17 protein-coding genes and 2 tRNA genes are annotated in these 22575 nt (G+C 48.8%); 11 read left to right on the top strand and 8 right to left on the bottom strand.

The genetic code is table 11. The annotated features are described in order from the left end of the window. Positions 1–2 precede the first annotated feature (2 nt). Positions 3–1910, top strand: coding sequence for a selenocysteine-specific translation elongation factor (gene selB, locus ACNI29_RS18765; protein ID WP_419779889.1), 1908 nt, complete (start codon positions 3–5; stop codon positions 1908–1910). A 45-nt stretch (positions 1911–1955) separates the two neighbouring features. Here selB and ACNI29_RS18760 read toward each other — a convergent pair whose 3' ends face one another. From ACNI29_RS18760 to ACNI29_RS18750, 3 genes are all read right to left on the bottom strand, one after another. Then, positions 1956–2231 (bottom strand): type II toxin-antitoxin system RelE/ParE family toxin, encoded by a 276-nt coding sequence (locus ACNI29_RS18760; protein ID WP_419779888.1) that lies wholly within the window; start codon positions 2229–2231, stop codon positions 1956–1958. Next, positions 2231–2467, bottom strand: a complete 237-nt coding sequence (locus ACNI29_RS18755; RefSeq protein ID WP_419779887.1) for a CopG family ribbon-helix-helix protein — start codon at positions 2465–2467, stop codon at positions 2231–2233. Before ACNI29_RS18755 ends, ACNI29_RS18760 begins: the two co-directional genes overlap by 1 nt. A 115-nt stretch (positions 2468–2582) precedes the next feature. Further along, positions 2583–4301: a SulP family inorganic anion transporter gene (locus tag ACNI29_RS18750; RefSeq protein WP_419779886.1), complete on the bottom strand. Its 1719-nt coding sequence runs from the start codon at positions 4299–4301 to the stop codon at positions 2583–2585. A gap of 322 nt (positions 4302–4623) precedes the next feature. On the opposite strand from ACNI29_RS18750, the gene ACNI29_RS18745 reads away from it, so the two are divergent. Continuing rightward, entirely contained in the window at positions 4624–5157 is a 534-nt protein-coding gene (locus ACNI29_RS18745) for a hypothetical protein (RefSeq protein WP_419779885.1), read from the top strand. Positions 5158–5236: 79 nt separating this feature from the next. Here ACNI29_RS18745 and ACNI29_RS18740 read toward each other — a convergent pair. Together ACNI29_RS18740 and ACNI29_RS18735 are read right to left on the bottom strand one after the other, a co-directional pair. Beyond that, positions 5237–5312 (bottom strand) — tRNA-His (locus ACNI29_RS18740). Between the two features lie 41 nt (positions 5313–5353). After that, positions 5354–5429: transfer RNA gene (locus ACNI29_RS18735), tRNA-His, on the bottom strand. A gap of 324 nt (positions 5430–5753) precedes the next feature. Here ACNI29_RS18735 and murA point away from each other — a divergent pair. The 5 genes from murA to metG all read left to right on the top strand — a co-directional run bounded on the left by murA (position 5754) and on the right by metG (position 13692). Then, on the top strand, positions 5754–7007 hold the full coding sequence (gene murA, locus ACNI29_RS18730) for a UDP-N-acetylglucosamine 1-carboxyvinyltransferase (RefSeq protein ID WP_419779884.1): 1254 nt from the start codon (positions 5754–5756) through the stop codon (positions 7005–7007). A 15-nt stretch (positions 7008–7022) separates the two neighbouring features. Continuing rightward, on the top strand, positions 7023–9425 hold the full coding sequence (locus ACNI29_RS18725; RefSeq protein ID WP_419779883.1) for a DNA internalization-related competence protein ComEC/Rec2: 2403 nt from the start codon (positions 7023–7025) through the stop codon (positions 9423–9425). A gap of 124 nt (positions 9426–9549) precedes the next feature. Beyond that, entirely contained in the window at positions 9550–9948 is a 399-nt protein-coding gene (locus ACNI29_RS18720) for a response regulator (protein ID WP_419779882.1), read from the top strand. 241 nt (positions 9949–10189) lie between these two features. Continuing rightward, positions 10190–11503, top strand: coding sequence for a PSP1 domain-containing protein (locus tag ACNI29_RS18715; RefSeq protein WP_419779881.1), 1314 nt, complete (start codon positions 10190–10192; stop codon positions 11501–11503). Positions 11504–11751: 248 nt separating this feature from the next. Next, a complete protein-coding gene (metG, locus tag ACNI29_RS18710; protein WP_419779880.1) occupies positions 11752–13692 on the top strand; it encodes a methionine--tRNA ligase in 1941 nt (646 codons plus the stop codon). Between the two features lie 85 nt (positions 13693–13777). Here the strand turns inward: metG and ACNI29_RS18705 are convergent, their stop codons facing one another. From ACNI29_RS18705 to ACNI29_RS18695, 3 genes are read right to left on the bottom strand one after another with little or no spacing between them, the layout of a single operon-like run. After that, complete coding sequence (locus tag ACNI29_RS18705; RefSeq protein ID WP_419779879.1) at positions 13778–14011, bottom strand: SlyX family protein; 234 nt, start codon at positions 14009–14011, stop codon at positions 13778–13780. 55 nt (positions 14012–14066) lie between these two features. After that, positions 14067–14333: a hypothetical protein gene (locus tag ACNI29_RS18700; protein ID WP_419779878.1), complete on the bottom strand. Its 267-nt coding sequence runs from the start codon at positions 14331–14333 to the stop codon at positions 14067–14069. A 48-nt stretch (positions 14334–14381) separates the two neighbouring features. Continuing rightward, positions 14382–14645 carry a FeoA family protein gene (locus tag ACNI29_RS18695; RefSeq protein WP_419779877.1) on the bottom strand — a complete coding sequence of 88 codons (264 nt, stop codon included), beginning with the start codon at positions 14643–14645 and terminating at the stop codon, positions 14382–14384. A gap of 180 nt (positions 14646–14825) precedes the next feature. Between ACNI29_RS18695 and carB the strand changes: the two genes are divergently transcribed. From carB to ACNI29_RS18675, 4 genes are all read left to right on the top strand, one after another. Then, on the top strand, positions 14826–18059 hold the full coding sequence (carB, locus tag ACNI29_RS18690) for a carbamoyl-phosphate synthase large subunit (protein ID WP_419779876.1): 3234 nt from the start codon (positions 14826–14828) through the stop codon (positions 18057–18059). A gap of 73 nt (positions 18060–18132) precedes the next feature. Continuing rightward, positions 18133–19521, top strand: coding sequence for an amidophosphoribosyltransferase (gene purF, locus ACNI29_RS18685; RefSeq protein ID WP_419779875.1), 1389 nt, complete (start codon positions 18133–18135; stop codon positions 19519–19521). A gap of 27 nt (positions 19522–19548) precedes the next feature. Then, positions 19549–20079: a YkgJ family cysteine cluster protein gene (locus tag ACNI29_RS18680; RefSeq protein ID WP_419779874.1), complete on the top strand. Its 531-nt coding sequence runs from the start codon at positions 19549–19551 to the stop codon at positions 20077–20079. A gap of 12 nt (positions 20080–20091) precedes the next feature. Further along, positions 20092–22503, top strand: coding sequence for a penicillin-binding protein 1A (locus ACNI29_RS18675; RefSeq protein ID WP_419779873.1), 2412 nt, complete (start codon positions 20092–20094; stop codon positions 22501–22503). Positions 22504–22575: the final 72 nt, after the last annotated feature.

Raw genomic sequence — 22575 nt, 5'->3', positions numbered from 1 at the left:
AAATGCCAGTAGTTATGGGTACTGCGGGTCATATTGACCACGGCAAGACCAGTTTGATTAAAGCTTTGACCGGCACGGACTGCGACCGTCTGGCTGAGGAAAAGAAGCGCGGTATTACTATCGAGCTTGGTTTTGCAAGCCTTGATCTGGGCGGTGATGAGCATCTGAGCATCATTGACGTTCCGGGCCATGAGAAGTTTGTTAAGAACATGGTTGCCGGGGCGGCGGGTATTGATTTCGTTTTGCTGGTTATCGCTGCCGACGAAGGTGTAATGCCTCAGACCCGAGAACATCTGGAGATCTGCACGTTGCTTGGCATTGAGAAGGGCTTTGTGGTCCTGACCAAAGCCGATACGGTTGATGAAGACTGGATGGAGATGGTTCAGGAAGATGTGCGTGAATTCCTTGCGCCGAGTTTTCTGGCTGAGGCTCCGATACATGCTGTTTCATCACATACCGGGCAGGGGTTGGATGTACTGCGCTCAGAGATCGGGAAATTCATGAAAGGATTTGCTCCGAAACGCAGGACTGATCTGGCGCGTCTGCCGGTAGACCGCGTTTTCACCATGAAAGGTCACGGTACGGTTGTGACCGGGACTTTGATTTCCGGTCAGCTTTCCGTTGGCGACGATGTGGTGCTTTATCCTAAGCTTACCGAAACCAAGGTGCGCAGCCTGCAGTCGCACGGCTCAAGTGTTGAGACGGCCCCTGCAGGACGCAGAACCGCTATCAATCTGCACGGTGTAGAGGTTGAGGATATCGAGCGTGGTGAGGTGCTGGGCCGTCCGGGGACACTTTTCCCTTCCACTGTCTGGGATGTGGAGTTGACCTGTCTGCCTTCTTCCCCGAAAAGTTTGAAGCACCGAAAGGAAATACATTTCCACCACGGCTCCAAGGAAGTGATGGCAAAGGTATATTTCCTTGACCGCGAAAAGTTGAAAAAGGGCGAGCGTGCTGTTTGCCAGATCCGTTTTGATAAACCCATGACCGGGGTTTATGGCGACCGCGTGGTTCTGAGATCCTTTTCCCCGCTGCGGACTATCGCCGGGGGTAGCATTATCAACCCGCTGGGGCGGAAGGTTAAGCGTTTCTCCGATGATGTAAAACGTCTGGAATCGCTGATCGGTGCAGAGCCTGAAAATCTGGTGCTGACTCAGCTGGAATTAGCGGGCAGGGCGGGGCTTACTTTTCAGGAGCTTTCCATCCTGAGCAATGTCGCCTCCAAGCCGTTGGAGAAAATTCTCCAGACCATGGGCGGACAGCAGAAGGTATTTCTGTATGACAAGGAAACCCGCAGCTATGTTTCCGGCGTTCACTATGAAAATCTGGTACAGGGCTTGATCCGTCACCTTGAAGAATTTCACAAGAATGAACCCATGAAGCCCGGTGTTTCGCGCGGTGAAATAGGTTCTACTTACGGTAAGGGATTGCCGGATAAGCTTTTTCATTCCATCGTGGAGCGTCTGCTCAAGAAGGATGAAATTGTGGCTGCGCAGGAGATTCTGCATCTGCCCGGACATAAGGTTTCCCTTGCTTCTGATCAGCAGAAACTGCGCGATACCCTGATGGATACTTATGAAAAGGGCGGTCTTACTCCTCCTAACCTGAAAGACGTGCTTGATCCTTTGGATCTAGTCTTTAAAGAGGCCGCACCGGTTTACAAGCTCTTGCAGGATGAAGGCTTGCTGGTCAGGATCAAGGACGACATGTATTTCGCCAAGTCCGCCGTAGACGGACTACAGGAGACTCTGGAAGGGTACTTCGCGGAAAACGAAGAACTCGGCCCGCAGGACTTCAAAACATTGGTTGGACTGTCGCGCAAGTTCTCCATTCCATTGCTTGAGTATATGGATAAGGAGAAAGTCACCATCCGCGTCGGTGATAAGCGCAGGTTGCGTAAGCAGAATTAAATTGAGCATTAAACAAAGCCCGGATTCAAATGAATCCGGGCATTTTTATTTAAGCATACGCATCCGTTCATGCAAAAAACGGATAATTTCAACGCGGTTGTTTTTTATGCGGTAGACGCAAATATATGGAAGCTTGGGGATAACCAGCTCCCGTGTCCCGGAGACTGTTCCATCTCGGCCTAATTGCGGGAAAGCATCCAGAGATTCGGTTGATTTTCTGATCTGTACGGCAATACGGGCAACAATGTCTGGGTTTTCCCGTTTAATGTATTCAAGCTGAGCTTGCAGGTCTCTTTGAGCGGGCTTGGTCCAGCGGGGCATTATCCACCGAACCTGTTGAAGAGGTCATTAATTTCTTCGTCGGTTGCGAACTCTTCTTTATCGGCTGCCTCCAATCCTTCCTGGACCTGATCCTTGAACCACTTCTGGTATTCTATGAAATCCTTGATAGCTTTATTCAAAACCCAGTTACGACTTCTGCCCATGTCTTTGGCGATTTCATCAAGGCTGGAGAGAGTTTCCGGGTCGGTCCGAAAACTTGTGCTTGATTGCGGCATGATTCACCTCAAATATGTTTGATATCGTTTGTAGTCATTATGAATGATAATAACTACAGAGCGCGAAAGCAAGGAAATATAAAGCCCGGATTCGTTTGAATCCGGGCTTTTGTATTTAAGCATGTGTGGGAATGTTCTGTGCCGGATGAACACATTTTGGATAGGATGAGTCCTCGTGCAGAACTGTTTTGGCTACCGCTGTGGAGAAATCCGGAAAGATGTTTTCCGGCCCTACCAGTTTGTCAGTTCCGAGGCGGGTCATAATTTTTTTGATCCGGGGATGCACCCCTGAGAGGAGTATTTTTATGTTCTGGGTGTGCGCCCTGCGTATTACGGTCTCAAGTGCTTCGATTCCGGTTGCGTCCATAGTCGGAACATTTCGCATGCAGAGAACGATTATTTCCGGTTTCTTGCGGGTGAAGCTCATTACATCCACGAATCTTTGAGCCATGCCGAAAAACATGGGACCGTTAATTTCGTAGACAACCACTTTTTCGTGTCCGTTTGTGCGGTCGATGATTTCTTCCCGAGGCAGGCCGGTATCAAGGCTGTGTACGTCCGTCAGCTGGCTCATGCGCTTCATGAACAGCATTGCGGCCATAACTACTCCTACTTCCACCGCAACAGTCAAATCCACGAAAACAGTAAGCAATAGAGCGATAAGCATTACCAGAGAATCTGATTTCGGTGCGAAGAGCAGCCGTTTAATGCGGTGGAGTTCGCTCATATCCCACGCGACAAGCATGAGAACCCCGGCAAGCCCAGCCAAGGGGATCATGGAAGCAAGTGGTGCGCAGACCTTGATGAATAGAATCAAGGTCAGTGTGTGGATTATTCCCGCGAGCGGGGAGTACGCGCCGGAGCGGATATTGGTTGCAGTACGTGCAATAGCACCAGTTGCGGGCAATCCCCCGAAAAGAGCAGAACCGATATTTGCCAGACCTTGAGCCATTAGTTCATTGGATGAATTGTGGCGGTCGCCGCTCATGCCGTCGGCAACGGTTGCGCTGAGCAGGGATTCTATCCCGGCAAGGATTGCAATGGTCAGTGCTTCCGGGATCAGTGTTTTAAGCTGGAGCAGGCTGATCCCTGAAAATGAAACAGGATCAGGCAGGGCTGTGGGAATGCCTCCGAAGCGGCTGCCGATGGTTTCTGTATGAAGTCCGAATGCCCAAGTGACAATGCTTGCCAGTGCAATTCCTACAAAAGGCGCAGGAATGCGGGGGATAAATCTCCTGACGAGCAGCATTGAAATTACAGTCAGTAATCCAAGTCCTAAAGTTACCGTGTCAACATAGGGCAGCGCCTGAGCGCAGGCTTTGATCCGGGGCAGGAAATCCGCCGGAAGATGGGCGATGTTGAGTCCGCAAAAATCCTTGATCTGGGTTGAGAAAATCAGGATGCCGATACCGGAGGTGAATCCGGTAGTTACCGGATAAGGGATGTATTGCAGCAGCTTGCCGAGGCCTAATGCTCCCATTGCTAAAAGTATGATCCCTGCCATGAGCGTGGCGAGGATCAAACCTTCATACCCGTGCCGGCTGATGATTCCTGAAATGATAATGACGAAGGCCCCGGTAGGACCTCCTATTTGAAAGCGGGTTCCGCCTAATCCTGAAATAATGAATCCGGCTATGATGGCGGTGAAAAGGCCGGTTGCGGGGCTTGCACCGGAAGCAATGGCAAAGGCCATGGCCAGCGGCAGGGCTACGATGCCTACCGTAATTCCTGCTGCAATATCCTGTCTGATTGTAGCCGGTGAGCAGCCGGATTTAATGAATTTGAAGCTGGCCGGAATAAAGCGGTTAAGTTTTGAATAGACGCAAGTGTCCATTGAGAAACCTCCTGATTTTGGTGGTGTCTCCGTGGGGCTCAGTCAGTGGTCATAGTTGTCGGAAATTATTGGCCGGTGGCTGGGTCACGCGCGGAAAAAAGAATCTGATAATGCCGCTGTTATTTTATGTCAATGGGGTTTTGGAAAAATACTTTGTGCTTTTATTCTCAAGAGTTGCGGTTCTGTTGTTGTCCGTTGAGTTAAACTTTAAGTCCCGGAGAGTTATGCTCCGGGGCTTTGTCAGTCTTTGGCTGGTCGCTTAGGATTATGGGTGTTATAGTGGGTACAGCCTGTAAAATTTTTAACCTGACGGAGTAGGGAGATGGCAAAGAAATTGTTACCGTTTTTGACGGGCTTGTTTTTGTTTTTTGGCATTGTCTTTGCGGTGAATTCATCGCAGGCCGGGGATGCTGAAGATATTCTGAATTTGAAAAATAAAATTATCCAGAAACAGAATAAAGGGACTCTTGGAGTTCAGGAATTCCTTCTCTGCTCAAAAGTTCTCAACTACGCCTCTTTTTACCCCTTGGCAGAGAATACCATTAAACGGGGCACTAAACTGCTGCTCTACTATGAACCGCTAAACTGGTTCACTTCTATTCGGGACGGCAGATATGAATTTTATCTTACTCAGGATGTTATTTTGGAAACTGCCGCCGGGGAAGTTCTTTTTGACCGTGATTCCCTTTTGAGCATGCATTACAACACCGGTAAGCCGATTTTGGATATTTACATGACCAATGACTTCAACCTCGGAAACCTGCCGCCCGGAAAGTATCGCTATATTATTGTTCTGCATGACCAGATCAGCGGACAGGAGTATAAGAAGGGGGTTGATTTTGAACTTGTGGATTAAATGCTGATTTTTGGGTGGAAAGAATTTTTAGGGCTTGAAAACAAAAAAGACCGGAATAAATTCCGGTCTTTTTAAAATATGGGGTGAGTGAGGGGACTTGAACCCCCGGCCACTTGGGCCACAACCAAGTGCTCTACCAACTGAGCTACACCCACCTTATTAAAGGGGTCAGGGAACCTGATCCCTAGATGTCAAATGGGGTGAGTGAGGGGACTTGAACCCCCGGCCACTTGGGCCACAACCAAGTGCTCTACCAACTGAGCTACACCCACCGCGTGTGAGAAGAGTGTCTATCTAAGCTGGGTCCGATGGTCAAGAAGTTTTTGGAAAAAAGATGAATTTTTTTGATAATAACGAATTACGCAAGCTTAAGAGATGATTAACTTGTTTATAAAACGGTATTTTTAACTAAATGGAAAATAGCTTACACACGGTCTTCACTAAAGGGGTATTTTGTGCCACAAACATTTTGTTCTGTCGTTACTAGAAGTAATCAGGGGTCGCGGAGAGGCCTAGTCTCTTTTCCGGTTACCGGAAGTTAATTTCAAGCTGCTGACTGTGGTAGTTTGTTACCTGATAAATATAAGGAATTTTAGATGGATAAATTAGTTATTGAAGGTGGTGTCGCCCTGAACGGTCCGATCAGGGTTAGTGGTTCTAAAAATGCGGCTTTGCCGATTCTTTTGGCCTGCATTCTTCCGGAAGGTCCGGTTAACCTTAGTAATGTCCCCCGTCTGCGGGATATTCACACCACTCTCAAGCTGCTTGATATTTTGGGTTGCGAAACATCTTTTGATGGGAATGACGTTACCAGTGAAGTAAAAGATCTCAAAGTAGAGGCTCCGTATGATCTTGTTAAGACAATGCGCGCTTCCGTGCTCTGTCTCGGCCCTCTGCTTGCGCTGAAAGGTGAAGCAAAGGTTGCATTGCCCGGGGGGTGTGCTATCGGTGCTCGTCCTGTGGATCTGCACCTGACAGCTTTTGAGCAGATGGGTGCAACGTTTGATCTTGAGTCCGGTTACATTCATGGTAAGTGTGATAAACTGAAAGGTGCTCATATCCACTTCGATTTCCCCACTGTGGGTGGAACCGAGAACGTGCTTATGGCGGCAGCGCTTGCTGAAGGTGAGACCATCATTGAAAACGCTGCCCGCGAGCCTGAAGTAGTGGATCTTGCCAATTTTCTGATCGCCTGTGGTGCGGTAATCTCCGGTCACGGAACCAGCATAATTACTGTTCAGGGCGTTTCTTCCCTTAAGGGATGCAGTTATAAAATCATGCCTGACCGTATTGAAGCAGGGACTTACATGGTTGCTGCCGCAATGACTGACGGCGAACTGCTTATTCAGGATTGTCCATTTCAGGAATTGGAATCCGTAGTTTATAAGCTGCGCAAGATGGGTGTATTTCTGGAAGAAGAAGAGGGCGGAGTCCGCGTGCGCCGCACCAACGGACTCATTTCCGGCGTGGATATCACCACCCAGCCTTATCCCGGATTCCCTACAGACATGCAGGCTCAGCTTATGACCCTGATGTGTCTTGCCAATGGCGCGGGAACTATCGAGGAAAAGATCTTTGAAAACCGTTTCATGCATGTTCAGGAACTGGTTCGCATGGGCGCAAATATTAAGCTCAAAGGACGAACCGCAATGATTCGCGGTGTTGAAAAGCTGGCCGGTGCTCCGGTTATGGCTTCTGACCTGCGGGCAAGTGCCTCCCTTGTTGTGGCTGGGTTGGCTGCTGGCGGACGTACCGATGTTCAGCGTATCTACCACCTTGATCGTGGTTATGAGAAATTGGAAGACAAGCTTTCAGCAGTTGGTGCCAGGGTCTGGCGCGAGAAAGAGTAGCCTGCTTTTTTACTCATGCTTCAAGTCGAGAATTCGATTTCAGGAAACAGGTCCGGTCTTCCGGGCCTGTTTTTTTGGGAAATTCTCATTCCTGCCTTTGTTTTTGGAATCCTTTCCATTAAATGGTTTATTCCTTCCCTCTGTGCTCTGCTGATATATCTTTTTGTCATTTTTTTTATTCGTCCTGAAAAAGGTGCGGCTCTTCTGCTTTTATTCCTTTTCGGGGTCGGTCATTGGTATGGCAATTATACGCTGCCGCCCGGCCCGGAAGCTATGCCGTCATGGATGGCTGAACGTGAGAAAGTTCAACTTAGCGGCACTGTTCACAGTATCAAGGGCGCGCCGGGAAAACGTTTTAAAATCCTGCTTGAAGATGTTGTCTGCGACAGCAGCAGCGGACAGACCCGGCTGAGAGGATTTCTTAACTGGACATGGGCGTGGCCGGATCAGATACCGTATGTCGGACAACAGGTCTCGCTCAATGTTCGGGTTAAGCCGATTCATGGATTCCGCAATAGCGGACTCTGGGATTATGATTTTTATTGCCGGACCAAAGATATTCGCTACCGAACCTATACCAAGGGAACGATTAAAAGTGGCGGACTTAGGCCGTATGCACCACAGGGCTTACAGAAACTGAGGGCCAATCTGCGTAAGCATATCCGTAATAATGCCCCCCCGACGCAGGGCGGTGCCATCTTTCCGGCTTTATTGACCGGGGATCGCTTCTATCTTTCGCATGACAGTGTTGAGTTGATTCGGCGGGCTGGAGTATCGCACATTTTGGCTTTATCCGGTTTGCATGTAGGGTTTATTGTCGCCCTCGGGTTCGGTCTTTCTTGGCTTGTGGGGCTTGTTTGGCCCTTAATCTATCTACGTCTTTCACGTCTGCAGCTTGGTGTGCTGTTTGCTGTGATTCCGGTTTCGCTTTACCTCTGGTTGGGGCAGTTTACGCCTTCGCTGCTTAGGGCGGTTTGCATGTTCGCATTCTGGGGACTGCTCATGTTCCTTAACCGGGGCAAGGTGCTTTTGGATGGGCTGTTTCTGGCAGTCGTTTTGATTCTGGCTATTTCTCCTTTAAGCGTATTCGATCTCGGGTTTCAGCTCTCTGTGCTGGCTGTCGGTGGGATTTCCTTGTTTTATCCGTTGCTGGCGAAGCTGATGCCTGCGGGGCAGGGATTCATGTGGCGCGTAATGCGCTTTGCCTTGGGGCTGGTTTATGTAAGTTTATGTGCAAACATTGCCTTGCTGCCGGTTCTGATCTGGAATTTCGGTGTTCTTTCACCCAATCTGCTTTTCAATGTTATTTTCGTGCCAGTTCTCGGCTTTTTTCTTTTGCCTGTCTGTGGCGTTGGCGGGCTGATTGCGTCATATTTCAGTCCCGAAGCAGCTCAATTTTTATTCTCAATCGGGGCCGCTGTTTTTGAATGGCTGCTTTCCATTGTGCGTGAGGCTGTTCAGGCTGGAATGTTGCCGGAGTACGCTTTTTACCGTCCGCACTGGGAAGGGATGCTGATTTATTATCTGCTGCTCGGGGCGTTGTTCCTGATCATGCATGGTAAATTCAATCGTGCTCGCGTGCTGGCGTTGCCGTTGCTGGTGTTACTTTGCGTGCGTGTGTACGGGGCTGTCGGTCCGGAGCGGGTGCGGGTGGATATTCTGGATACCGGGCAGTCTCAGTGTGTTGTGATCAGCGGTCCCGAAGGGTCACGAACTGTTGTGGATGGTGGCGGAGGATTCGGCAGGACCTTCGATATGGGCCGTTCTATCGTTGGCCCATGGCTCGCATACGGGCATATGCCGCAGGTTGATAACATTGTCATGACTCACGGCGACCGGGACCATGCCGGAGGACTGGCCTACCTTCTGGAAAAGTTTTCGGTCGGCCGTTTTTATTTCAATGGAGATATTCCTTCAGGACATACCGGGGAAAGGTTTGAGGCTGTTTTTGCGAAAAATGAAATTGTGCCTGAGGTATTGAACAGAGGGGATCAGGTCTTTCTCGAACCGGGACTTATTCTTGAAGTCCTTCATCCCTATGCGGAATTCGAAGGCAGTCGCAATGATCGTTCTCTTTATCTGCGTTTAATGTGGAACGGAAAACCTTTACTTTCTATTTCCGGTGATCTGGACCGTAAGGGGATCAAAGCCTTGTTGAAAAGCGGAGTCGATCTTTCTTCACGTGTGCTGGTTCTGCCGCATCATGGTAGCGCGGGGTCCTTTTCCCCTGAGCTGTATGACCGGGTGAACCCTGAAATTGCGCTTGCAGCCTGCGGCTTTTTGAATCATTTTAAATTTGTTTCACAAAAAGTCGTCCAAGAACTGGAAAAAAGAAAATTATGCATGTATACAACTGATGAATATGGAATGATTTCCATTGAATGGAGTATAGATGGGGAGATATATATTTTGCCCTGAAATTAAATGTTTTTTTTGCTATTTTCCCGATTAGGAAACTTGATTTTCCTGTGCAAAAGTGCCAAGGTCAATCCATTGGCAGAATATTTTCTATGTAGCCCTAGAGGAATGGAGGTTTGCCTGCATGCGAGTGCTGATTGTTGATGATGATTTTTATTGCCGCAATATGTTGCATGAGATCATGAAACCATATGCACAGTGTGATATCGCCGTTAACGGTGAAGAAGCTGTTTTTGCTTTTAAAAAGGGCCTTGAGTCCGGCAATGCTTATGATCTGGTTTGTCTGGATCTTGTTATGCCGGAAATGGATGGCCAGCAGGCTCTGCGCGAAATCAGGTCCATTGAAAAAGATTTCAAAATCAATAATGACGGCGAAGTCAAAGTCATTGTGACCACTATGCTTGATGATCGCAAAGAAACCCACGATGCATTTTTCTTAGGTGGGGCGACCTCTTATCTGGTTAAGCCTATTGAAGAAGATAAGCTGGTAAAAGAGCTTAAAAACCTTGGGTTCTCCGTATAACCGGAATTTTGATTAACAACAGGGATTTTGGTTCCTGATATATATTTTTTACCCGTTATTTGTGGGTTGAATCCGCGGCATTTGCTGCGGATTTTTTTTGCTAAATATTAAAAAATGTATTATTCAAGGTGATTAGAAAAAAATAACGGAATTGAAGTTCCGATGGAAGTGGTCTATTGTACCTCCTTCATATTAAGTTTTATCCGCCTTCAGTTGCGGTTTTATATAAGGTTTTTTAATAATGTCACAGATTTTAGGTGTTAAGTTTAACGATTTCGGACAGATATACTATTTTTCGTCCGGGCCTTTCGTTGTGCGCGAAGGGCATTCGGTTATTGTAAAGACCGAGCAAGGAATGGGGTTGGGCAAGGTCTTCGTTGTCCAGCAGGATTTGCCGGAAGATATCAGCGAAGACTCAATTAAAAGCATCTATCGTTTGGCTGGCGATGAAGATCTTGAAGCAGAAGCAGAAAATAGAGATCTTTCTAAGACTGCATACAGGTTCTGCAAAAATTGTATTGATCGCCAGAAGCTTGAAATGAAGCTTGTTGACGTTGAGGTCTTTTTTGACCGCAGTAAGATGATTTTTTACTTCACCGCTCCGGGCAGAATTGATTTCCGTGAGCTGGTCAAAGATCTGGTTAAGGAATACCGGACCCGCATTGAGCTTCGCCAGATCGGTGTTCGCCATGAAACCCAGATGCTTGGAGCTATTGGTAACTGCGGCCAGATTTGTTGCTGCCGCCGTTTCATGCGTAAATTCATGCCGGTGACCATCAGGATGGCTAAGGAGCAGAACCTGTTTCTTAACCCGACAAAAATTTCCGGGATCTGCGGTCGACTGCTTTGTTGTCTTTCCTTTGAGCAGGAAAACTATGAAGAATTTCATCGCAAAAGTCCGAAAACAGGTAAGAAATACAATACTGTACATGGTACAGTTCGTGTTGCGCGGACCAACTTTTTTCGCAACACCCTGACTGTGTTGCCGGAGCAGGGAGACGAGATAGAAATCCCGCTGGATGATTGGCCGGATATGCTTAAATCTCCAAGTCCGGACCGTGATCACGGGCCTCGCGATGGTGGTGATTCCCGCCGTGGTCGCTCCGGTGGCAGAGATCGTAGCTGGGGTGATAATGACAGTGGTGAAGGAAGACCACAGCGTTCCCGTTCTGATCGTTCAAGGTCTGACAAGGGACGCCCGGATCGCTCCAGACAGGATCGCAGCAAGCCTGAGCATCCCAAGCAGGAGCGTCCTAAGCCCGAAAGTAGTAACGAAGGTCTTGAAAAAGTTGATGATTCCGTTGCTGGAAATAAAAAACGTGATAACGCAAGACCGGAAAAGCGCAACGATGATTCTCAGCAGGATCGTCGCAGACGTCCTCCTAAAAAAGAACGTCCGCAAAAGAAACAGGGACAGGATCAAGGCGCAGCTCCTGTAAAGTCCGGTGAGAATGATGAGCCAGGTTCCGATAAGGCGAAGAAGCCTTCAAACCGCCGCCGTCCTTCAAGACGCAGGCGTAAGCGTAAGCCTTCCGGACCACGGAAGAATAAATAATAATTTATAGTTCGGGCCGACTGGAAAAAATCGGCTCGAACAAAGTTGCTTATATTCGGGTTCTCCGCTATATGCGTTCTGCCCGTAAACGGTAATCTATCTTGCGGCCGGTTGAAAATGTCAGTATTCTCATCCGGCTGTTCGGTTTTTGCCGTCGTTTTCATCTCGGATTTTGTGTGCGGCTGATGCCGTTTTTTAATAACCCTGATTAAATCCGATTGTTATCACCTTAACAGGAGTGACTGATTTTGGATTCGTTTTTTATTACAACTCCCATCTATTACGTTAATGCAAAGCCGCACCTCGGCCATGCCTATACTACAATTCTTGCTGATTCCATGAACAGGTTTCACAAGCTGCTGGGAGATGAAACTTTCTTTCTCACCGGAACAGACGAGCACGGTGACAAGATTGTACAGGCCGCAGAAAAGGGCGGTCAGACACCCCGTGAATACGTCGATGAGATCAGTGCGCTTTTCAGCGGAATCTGGCCCGGACTGCAGATTGAAAATGACGATTTCATCAGGACTACAGAAGAGCGTCACATCAAGACCGTTCAGGAAGTTCTGCAGAAAGTTTACGACAAAGGTGATATTTATTTCGGTGAATACGGCGGCCACTACTGCTTTGGTTGTGAAAGATTTTATACCGAGAAGGAACTTGTTGACGGCAAATGCCCGCAGCACGAGACCGTTCCCAAATATATTGCAGAGAAGAATTACTTCTTCAAGATGTCCAAATATCAGGATTGGCTCATTGGTCACATCAATGCCAACCCGGATTTCATCCGTCCTGAAAGATACCGCAACGAGGTCTTGAGTCTGCTTAAATCCGGAGCTCTGGAAGATCTTTGTATCTCCCGCCCCAAGAGTCGTCTGGAATGGGGTATCGAACTTCCTTTTGATAAGGATTTCGTGACTTATGTATGGTTTGATGCTCTCATCAACTACATCACAGCTCTCGAGTACCCCGAAGGCGAAAATTTCAAAAAATTCTGGCCCAAAGCCAACCACCTTGTTGCAAAAGATATCCTTAAGCCTCATGCGGTTTTCTGGCCGACCATGCTCAAAGCTGCCGAGATTGAGCCTTACCAGCACCTGAACGTGCACGGTTACTGGCTGATCAAGGACACCAAGATGTCCAAGTCTTTGGGTAACGTTGTTGCCCCCTTGGAAATGGCTGAGAAATACGGCGTAAATGCATTCCGTTATTTTCTGCTCCGTGAAATGGTTTTCGGTAATGATTCCAGCTTTTCCGAGGAAGCACTTGTCGGCCGTCTGAATGCAGACCTCGCCAACGACCTCGGGAACCTGTTCAGCCGTACCCTTTCCATGACCCACAAATATTTTGAAGGTAAAGTTCCGAATCAGGGTGACGAAGCCGAGGAAGATTGTGAAATCAAGAGCCTTGGGCGTAAAGCCATGGCTGAATTCCAGAACAATTTCCTCGAAGCGAAATTCTCCCGTGGTCTTGAAGGTCTTTGGGAGCTTGTTCGCGGCTTGAACAAATATATTGATACCACCCAGCCTTGGACTCTTTACAAAGAAGAGAACCTTTCCCGGCTCGGCACTGTGATGTATGTTCTGCTTGAGAATATGCGTAAGATTGCGGTTCACCTCTGGCCGGTAATGCCTGAGGCAAGTGAGAAGATGCTTGAGCAGCTGGGCATTAAATTCGCTCCTGAAAAGGTTAATTTACAGGGTGAAATTGATGTTTGGGGTCTGCTTGATCCAGGAACTGAAGTGGTTAAAAAGTCCAACTTGTTCCCTCGCGTAGAACTGCCCAAGGAAGAACCCGCTCCCAAGAAAAAGGAAGTGAAGAAATCCGAGAAGCAGTCTAAGCAGGCCAAGGAAGAGATTCCCGGAGTGATTGAGTTCCCTGATTTCCAGAAAGTGGATATGCGAGTGGGAACCGTGCTCTCCGTAGCCAAGCACCCTGATGCTGACAAGTTGCTGCTGGTTAAGATCGACACAGGTGACGACGAGCCTCGTCAGGTAGTGGCCGGTCTGGCTGAATTCTTCAAGCCTGAAGAGCTGGAAGGACGTCAGGTTGTCGTGGTTGTAAACCTTAAGCCACGCAAGCTGCGCGGTGAAGTCTCGCAGGGCATGATCCTCGCCGTACGTAACGGCGATGAAATGCAGTTGTTGAGCGTTTCCGCTCCGGTTGGTAATGGGTGCAAGGTTTCTTAGCAGCTGTTTTTACGAAAATTAAAAAGCCCCGTGCTCAGATGAGTGCGGGGTTTTTTTGTGATTTATAAAATTTCCGGGCCAAATTTTATACCTGCCCGTAATGGGGCGGAGGCACATCGTCCTGCGGTGCGGTATGGGCGACGGCGTCTTTCAAATCTTTCATCTGCCTGACCATCAGATCAAGTTTCTTTTCAAGTTCACTGATCTGTTTTTGCTGGGCGATGACGAATTTATTTAATTCTTCAACGTTCTGATCTTGAAGCGCAAGGGCGGTTTCAAGAGATTCAATTCTTTCTTCTGTGGATTTAGTATTGCTCATGGCTTGGAAAATGCCAGAAGAGCAGTGCAATGGCAAATGAAAGGAACGGGAAGAATCAGGCTTTGGTTTTTTTGGGAAGATCGTAAGGTACGTCCGCACCACTGATAACCAGATTGATGACCCGGCCTTCGGTGCGTTCAACAAAATCTTTGTAGTTTTTGAGGGAAATCATAGCCGCGATGGAGTCTTCGGTGTTGGCCCATACTCCATAGGATGCTTTGTTCTGGTCATGAACTTTTTTCATTTCCAGAATGGTGAGAGACCACCATGACTTGTCTGTGGCAAGAATTTCAAGTGCTTGCCATTTAGCATCTGAGCCCATGACTAACTACTCTTGATTTGTTTGGATAAAAGTGGTGATGCGTGTATATTAGAATGCACTGCATTTATTGCAATCACAAACGGGGATGGCCAGAATCTTTTGCGCCATTTCTCGGCCGATCGCAAACTGGGAGCCGCGTACCCGGATATTCATCCGCCCGTTGTTGCTGATGACATCAACAATGGTTCCGGGAATAATGCCCATAGAAAGTAGTCGGCTACGACAGCATCTTCCGCCGTCGAATCCGTTTATTCTTACCGACATACCTGCTTTGTAGCTGGTGAGCGGTCTTCCGTTATTTGTGTTTGCCATAACATTCATTGCAATTGATATTTAAAGTCAGTTATGTGGTTTGTCAATGGTGCAGCCGAATTATCATGCAAATAAGGTTGGCAACTCTATGCTTGCCCATCTGCGAGGAATGTTTTATGTGTTTCTGTCTCACCCACAAGTCCTAACGCCAATATTTCAAACCATTATTGGATGGAGTTCATGCCTAAACGCACTGATATCAAGAAAATTATGCTCATCGGCTCCGGGCCGATCGTCATCGGTCAGGCCTGCGAGTTTGACTATTCAGGAACTCAGGCTCTTAAAGCCCTGAAAGAAGAGGGGTACGAGGTTGTTCTCGTCAACTCAAACCCCGCAACCATCATGACCGATCCCGTTCTGGCGGATCGAACCTACATTGAACCCATCGAACCCGGCACAATTGCCAAAATTATTGAAAAAGAACGACCGGATGCACTGCTGCCTACTCTTGGTGGACAGACTGCATTGAACACTGCTCTTGCTGTTGCAGAGATGGGTGTTCTTGATAAGTTCGGCGTTGAGCTGATCGGCGCATCCGTTGACGTTATTGAGAAAGCTGAAAGCCGTGAGCTTTTCCGTGCTGCCATGGATAAGATCGGTCTCAAAGTTCCCACCAGCCGTATCGCACGCAACCTCGACGATGTTCGCCGCTGCGGTAAGGAAATCAGCTTCCCTATCATTATTCGTCCTGCATTTACCCTTGGCGGAACAGGCGGCGGTGTTGCCTACAACATGGAAGATCTCGAAGATATAGCCATGCAGGGTATTTCCGCCAGCCTACAGAATGAGGTTATGCTTGAGGAATCCATCCTCGGTTGGAAGGAATACGAGCTTGAGGTCATGCGTGACCGCAAGGATAACTGTGTAATCATCTGTTCCATTGAAAACATCGATCCTATGGGCGTGCACACCGGTGACTCCATCACCGTTGCTCCGGCACAGACCCTGACCGATGTTGAATACCAGATGCTCAGGGATGCTTCCCTTGCCATTATGCGCGAAATCGGTGTTGAAACCGGTGGTTCTAACGTCCAGTTTGCAATTAACCCCGAGAACGGTGAGTTGGCAATTATTGAGATGAACCCCCGTGTTTCCCGTTCTTCCGCACTGGCATCCAAAGCTACCGGATTCCCCATTGCGAAGATTGCAGCGAAGCTTGCTGTCGGCTACACTCTTGATGAAATTCCTAATGATATTACCCGCGAGACAATGGCCTCCTTTGAGCCGACCATTGACTACTGCGTAATCAAGATTCCCAGATTTACTTTTGAGAAATTCCCCGGTGCTGAAGATTACCTGACTACCGCCATGAAAAGTGTCGGTGAAACCATGGCAATCGGCAGAACCTTTAAAGAGTGCCTGCAGAAAGGTCTGCGCTCACTCGAAGTGGGGATGCCCGGTTTCGGCAAGGTTTTTGAGCCGAGTGACATCGACCGCGAAGAGCTGGTCGGCCTGTTGCGCAAGCCGAACTCCAAGCGCATGTTCTTCCTGCGCGAAGCCTTCCTTGCCGGAATGACCCTTGAAGAAATTTTCGACATTACCAAGATCGACCCCTGGTATCTGCACCAGATGGAAGATCTTGTTACTTTCGAAAAAGAACTGCGCAAGTTCTCCCTTGAAACCGGCTTGTATTCCGGTGACGAGCGGGTTCCGGTTATGCTCAAGAAAGCCAAGGAATACGGTTACTCCGATCCCCAGCTGGCTACCATGTGGAGGGAGACCGAGCAGAATGTCCGTAAATTCAGGAAGGACCTCGGACTTATCCCCACTTATTATCTGGTAGATACCTGTGCTGCGGAATTCGAAGCATACACACCTTATTTCTATTCCACCTACGAGTCAGGTCAGGAAGCTGAGTCCATGCCTGAACGCAAGGTCATGATTCTCGGCGGCGGACCCAACAGGATCGGACAAGGAATCGAGTTTGACTACTGCTGCTGTCATTCCGCTTTCGCGCTGGAAGACATGGGTGTCAAATCCATCATGGTCAACTCCAATCCTGAGACTGTATCTACTGACTACGATACTTCCGACAGACTTTACTTTGAGCCGCTTACTTATGAAGACGTGCTCAACATCATTGAGTTTGAGAAGCCGGAAGGCGTCATTGTACAGTTCGGCGGACAGACTCCCCTGAACCTTGCTATCCCGCTGCTCAAAGCCGGAGTCAATATTCTGGGAACATCCCCGGACGCCATTGACCGTGCAGAAGACAGGGAAAGATTTCAGGCTCTGCTCCAGAAGCTTGATCTCAAGCAGCCGCCGAACGGCACTGCCATGTCGCTGAGTGACGCAAAAGCTATTGCCGAGCGTCTCGGTTATCCTCTGGTTCTGCGTCCTTCCTACGTTCTGGGCGGCCGCGGAATGGATATTGTCTACAGTGACGAAGAATTTGATACTTATTTCCGCGAAGCTGCAGTTGTATCGCCGGAACATCCCATCCTCATCGACAAATTCCTTGAGAATGCAACCGAAGTTGATGTTGATGCTCTTTCCGATGGTGAGCAGACTTACGTGGCCGGCGTAATGGAGCATATCGAAGAAGCCGGTATCCATTCCGGTGACTCCGCTTGTGTTCTGCCTCCGCACACTCTCAGTGAAGAGATTGTTGCTGAGATCGAACGCCAGACCGTCGCTCTCGCAGAAGAACTGGAAGTTGTCGGACTGATGAACATCCAGTTTGCGGTTAAGGATGACCTGGTTTACATCATTGAGGTAAACCCCCGTGCATCCCGTACCGTACCTTTTGTAAGTAAGGCGACCGGTATTCAGCTTGCCAAGATGGCTACCAAAGTCATGCTTGGTGAGAAACTTAAAGACCTCGACCCGTGGTCCATGCGCAAAGAAGGGTTCTACTCCGTTAAAGAAGCGGTGTTCCCGTTCAACAGGTTCCCCAACGTAGACGTTATGCTTGGGCCTGAAATGCGTTCCACTGGTGAGGTCATGGGTATGGATTACACACCCGGACTCGCTTTTATGAAAGCCCAGCTCGGCGCGGGAATCAAGCTGCCTATGGAAGGTTCAGTCTTCATTTCCGTTAAGGACAGGGATAAGGAAGCGATCCTTTCCACTGCCCAGAGATTTGAGGATCTTGGGTTCAAGATCCTGGCAACCGGTGGTACTGCGGATTTCCTTTTCAGCAAGGGAATCGCCACCAAAAAGATTCTCAAGGTTAATGAAGGTCGTCCGCATATTGTTGACTACATCAAGAATGGCGACATTGACCTTTTAATTAACACGCCTTCCGGCAAGCAGACTGTCACTGATTCGAAAGAAATCAGGCAGACAACTCTGCTCTACGGTCTGGCATATACAACCACTGTCACGGGTGCTCGCGCCATGAGTCTGGCGATTGAGGAACAACGTGGCAAAGGGCTGGATGTGCAGTGCTTGCAGCACTATCACAACATGTAAAGAGTTAATAAGCAGGAAAATGGACCGGGCATAACGCGCGGTCCTTTTCCTTTTCTAATTAAGAGCAGGAAAAATGAAAAAAGAATATTGCGGATTGTTTGGGATTTACGGACATCCTGAAGCGGCAAGAATGACTTATTTCGGCCTTTACGCCATGCAGCATCGCGGGCAGGAATCTGCCGGTATCGTCACTTGGGACGGCGCAGCTATTCGTGAGCAGAAGGGCATGGGTCTTGTGGCTGATGTCTTTAACGAGCGTCATCTGGGTAAGGAGCTTAAGGGCGATATTTCCGTCGGTCATATACGTTACTCCACTACCGGTGCGTCCCTGATCAGAAACGCACAGCCTTTTCTGGTCAAGTTCGGTGATCTGCACCTCTCAATCGCGCACAACGGCAACCTCGTGAACACCCTTGAGCTGCGTAAAGAGCTTGAGGCACAGGGTTCTATTTTCCAGACCACTATGGATTCCGAAGTTTTTGTGCATCTGATCGCCAAGAACTTGAATGGAAATACCATTGAAGATGCGGTCATGAAGGCCTGCCGTAAGGTCAAAGGAGCATTCTCTCTGCTGATCATGGCAAACGACAAGCTTATCGCGGTTAAAGACCCCAACGGCTTCCGTCCTCTGGCAATCGGCCGTGTGGGGGATAACTATGTCTTTGCTTCCGAAACCTGTGCTTTCGACCTGATCGACGCTGAGGAAATCCGTCCCCTGAATCAGGGTGAGATGGTTGTTGTGGAGGGTGGCAAGATGACTTCCTACACCTACTGCGAATCAGCTCCCAAGCGTCAGTGCATCTTTGAATTGATCTATTTCGCCCGTCCGGATTCCACTGTGTTCGGTGAAGTTGTTTACGAACGCCGTAAGAAAATGGGTGCTGTTCTGGCTCAGGAACATCCGGTTGATGTTGATTTCGTCATGCCGTTCCCTGACTCCGGTAACTACGCAGCCGTCGGCTATTCTCAGGAATCCGGCCTGCCTCTTGAACTGGCTATGATTCGTAACCATTACGTGGGCCGTACTTTTATCCAGCCCTCTCAGGATATGAGAGACTTTAGCGTGCGCGTAAAGCTTAACCCGGTCAAGTCCATGATCAAGGGTAAGCGTATTATGATTGTGGAAGATTCCATTGTACGTGGAACTACCACCCGCACCAGAGTAAAGAAACTCCGTGAACTTGGCGCCCGTGAGATTCACATGCGGGTCAGCTGTCCTCCCATTCGGAACCCATGTTACTACGGCATTGACTTCTCCTCCAAGGGAGAACTTATTGCCGCGAACAGCACTGAAGAGGAAATCGCACGTTTCTTAGGGCTTGATTCCTTGCACTATCTGTCCATCGATGGCCTGCTCAGCTCTGTTGAAGAGCGGGATTCATACTGCCTCGCCTGTTTCAACGGTGATTATCCCATTCCTCCTTGCGAAGGTTACGGGAAAATGTGCTTTGAAAACGATTAATCTCTTGCCCGGGAGTTAATAAATATCATGAGTGATCCTTTTGTTTGTGCCAGATGCGCTGCTAAGGGGCCGACATGCTGTGAGTTGACTCCGGGGTGTGAAGAAGTTTGTTTTCCTGTTTCGGATTATGAACGGGAACGCATCATGGAATGCGTTCCCGATTCCGGGGACTTTGCCCTGCAGGTCAACAGCCCTGCGTTTATTGAAAATATGTTTACTCTTTTTCCCGGACAGCGCAGAAAGGTGAAAGAGTTGTTTCCTCCGGGAGGCATGCATTACCGTCTTGAAGTTGATTCCGGGGGAAGATGTTTATTCCTCGGCAGCAAGGGATGTGTTATTCCCAAGGAAGCCCGGCCCTTGTATTGCCGGCTTTTTCCGTTTTGGACGGATGAGAATGGACGTATCACCCTGCTTGAAGTTTTAACCTGCCTTGCACAGCAGGAAAACAAGACTCCGGGCAAGCTTTTCAAAGCTCTCGGGGTAACTCAATCTGAAGTGCGCGAATTGCACAGTCAATTACGAATCGCTTGGGGATTTGTTCCTCATGCAGACGATTGATGAGAATCATAAATGAAAAAAGTATATAAAATTCTTCTGATTATGACGCTGGTGATGGGGATTCTCGGTGTGGGGTCGCTGGCGGGATTGTATTACTGGGCGGCAAGTGACCTGCCCGGATTCAAGAATATTACCGATTATAACCCCCCGCTGGTTACTACAGTATATTCCCGCAACCACAAGGTTCTCGGATATTTCTATAAGGAAAAGCGTTTTCTGGTTCGTATGGACGAGATGACACCGCTGTTGCCAAAGGCATTTCTGGCGGCGGAAGATGCTTCCTTCTATCAGCATGACGGTGTTGATTTCACCGCTATTTCCCGTGCATTTGTGGCGAACCTGAAGAAGGGCGCACGCACACAGGGCGGGAGTACAATTACCCAGCAGATCATCAAGCGTCTGCTGCTGACCCCTGAAAAGAGTTACAAGCGTAAGCTCAAAGAAGCTATTCTCGCTTTTCGTCTGGAGCATTATCTTGAAAAAGATGAGATTCTGACCATTTACCTGAATCAGATTTATCTCGGTGCAGGAGCATACGGTGTTGAGGCCGCTGCACGTACTTATTTCGGTAAGCACGTTGATGAGTTGACCATTGCGGAATGCGCACTTCTGGCCGGTCTGCCGCAGGCTCCCAGCCGCTATGATCCCCTGCGTCATCCTGAACGGGCTAAAGCACGCCAGCTCTATGTTCTCGGACAGATGTATGAGCACAACTGGATTTCCCGTACCGAGTATAACGAAGCAGTAGAGCAGCCGCTGGTTTACAAAAGCATGGAAGATCCTTCATGGAAGCACGGACCTTATTTTCTTGAGGAAGTGCGTCGTTGGCTCATCGACAAATACGGTGAGGAAACCGTCTACAAGGGCGGCCTGAATGTCTATACTTCCTGTGACATGAAGCATCAGGACGCTGCAGATATTGCAGTTAAAGAAGGTTTGGAATCTTCCACCAGACGGCGTGGATGGAGAGGCCCGCTGCTTGAGCTTAAGCCTGCCGAGTATGCCGGATTTCTTGCTTCTGAAATTGTTCCTGAATCTGATCTGCGTCCCGGAAAGTGGGTCAAGGTACTGGTTACCAAGGTCTCCAAAAAAGAGGCCGCTGTTAAGTTCGGAAAGTATGCGGCGACCATGCCTGTTACGAGTATGAAATGGTGTCGCACCCCGGATGTGAAAAAAGCTCCTGAGGATGTTCGTCCTAAAAAGGATGCCACTAAAATCCTCAAGAACGGTGATGTTGTCTGGGCAAGGCTTGATAAAGCCTTTTTCAAAGATGGCAGCGAAGTTAATTTTAATCAGGTCGATCCTGATACCGATACACTCGGCGATGTCAGCTGGCAGGTTTCCCTGATGCAGAAACCAGTTGTGCAGGGTGCTCTTGTTTCCATGGACCCCAAAACCGGGGATATTCTGGCCATGGTCGGCGGATACGCTTTTGGCGGTAACGGCGGCAGCCAGTTTAACCGTGCAACACAGGCCAAGCGTCAGCCCGGTTCTGCTTTTAAGCCGATTGTTTACTCCACCGCAATGGATAACGGTTTCACTCCGGCATCTATCCTCATGGATGCTCCATTTGTCTATACTGACATGGAAGCCGGAAAGCTCTGGAAACCGCAGAACTTCGAAGGTGTATTCTACGGTCCAACCTTGCTGCGCACAGCTCTGGTTAAATCCAGAAACCTTGTGACGATCAGGTTGGCCCGCAAGATGAGTATCGATAAAATTATCCAGCGAGCCAAGGATATGGGCCTTGAAACCGAGTTTCCCAGAGACCTTTCTGTAGCACTCGGTTCCGCTTCCGTTACTCTGCTTAATATGGTTGAGGCTTACTCTACATTTGCTCGTGGCGGTTCTAGGGTTAAAGCCCGGCTGGTGCTTTCCGTAAACAGCGCGTGGGGTGAACTGCTTTATGATTCCAAACCGGAAGTCATTGATGCCATCAGCCCACAGACTGCTTACATCATGTGCAATCTGATGAAAGAGGTCGTGCAGCACGGAACAGGCTGGAGAGCAAAAGTGCTGCGTCGTCCGTTGGCCGGTAAGACCGGTACAACCAACAACGAGCAGGATGCCTGGTACATGGGATTTTCTCCCTATCTTGTCACCGGGGTATTCGTAGGCTTTGACCAGTTGACTCCCATGGGTAAATGGGAAACTGGTTCCCGTGCCGCCAGTCCGCTTTGGGTTTCTTACCGCAAAAAGGTTGAAAAAGATTATTCTTACGAGGACTTCCCGCAGCCCGACGGTGTGGTCATGGCTAAAATCGATGCCGCATCCGGTCTGCTTGCAGGTCCCGGCTCCAGTAAGACCTTCTTCCTGCCCTTTAAGGAAGGAACCCAGCCTACAAGGACTGCATCCGGTTCAGGAGAAGACGGCGAGTTCGGAGGATCTGGGTCCAGTGAAGATCTGTTCAAACAGACATTTTAATTTAACTTAGCACTTATTATCAATAAGAATGCCCACTGTATTAAAAGTACAGTGGGCATTTTTTTTGTTGGT

The organism is Maridesulfovibrio spiralis (SeqCode) (assembly GCF_048571135.1).
Classification (GTDB): domain Bacteria; phylum Desulfobacterota; class Desulfovibrionia; order Desulfovibrionales; family Desulfovibrionaceae; genus Maridesulfovibrio; species Maridesulfovibrio spiralis.
The sequence above is the reverse complement of the archived record's forward strand: the minus strand, read 5'-3'. Positions and strand labels throughout refer to the sequence as shown.